General features: G+C 61.0%; 1 pseudogene. It reads right to left on the bottom strand.

The window, feature by feature from the left end:
• Positions 1-440: pseudogene (locus AC0L16_RS33550) on the bottom strand (phosphomethylpyrimidine synthase ThiC); the annotation flags it as partial.
• Positions 441-616 lie beyond the last annotated feature (176 nt).

Genomic DNA, 616 nt, shown 5'->3' with positions numbered 1-616 from the left:
ATTCTCGCGAATGGCGACGAACTCCATTTCGGGGGTGATGATCCCGGCGCGCGCATAGGCAAGCTGCGTCACCGCTTTGCCCGTTTTTGCCTTTAGCGGCCGGTGGCGCACGGGAAACTCCGGCGTCAGGCGCTCACCTGACGCGAAGCCGTTGACCTCCGGCCTGACACTGCGGCCATCGTGAAATTCGACGTCGCCGCGTGCCGTAACCCATCCATGGCGAAACCTGGCGAGGCCCTTTTCGATGCTGGTTTCGACAGTCGGGTCGGTGTATAGGGGCCGGACGGATCGTAAACGGTGACAGGCGGTTCGCCTGCCGTCGGATGGACAGCGATTTCCCGCATCGGCACCCTGATCTGCGGGTGAATCATGCCGGGTTTGTGGATCTTCCTTGAGGCGGGCAGCGGTCCCGTCGACACGGCGGGGGAAATGGCATTCATTTTGAGGCTCCTTTGCTCATGCATTGGAGACCCAGTTCTGTGCCGGAAGGATGAAAAGACGCTTCTGTCTGCCTGCTTACAGGTTGTCGGGCATGGAGGCCCGCAAAGCGCTTGCACCGTCCCTACGCCAGTATGAACTGGATCAGGTTCAACGGGTCACTGCGCCGCGAAAGCCA

It is taken from the genome of Mesorhizobium sp. WSM4848 (assembly GCF_055811375.1).
The sequence above is the reverse complement of the archived record's forward strand: the minus strand, read 5'-3'. Positions and strand labels throughout refer to the sequence as shown.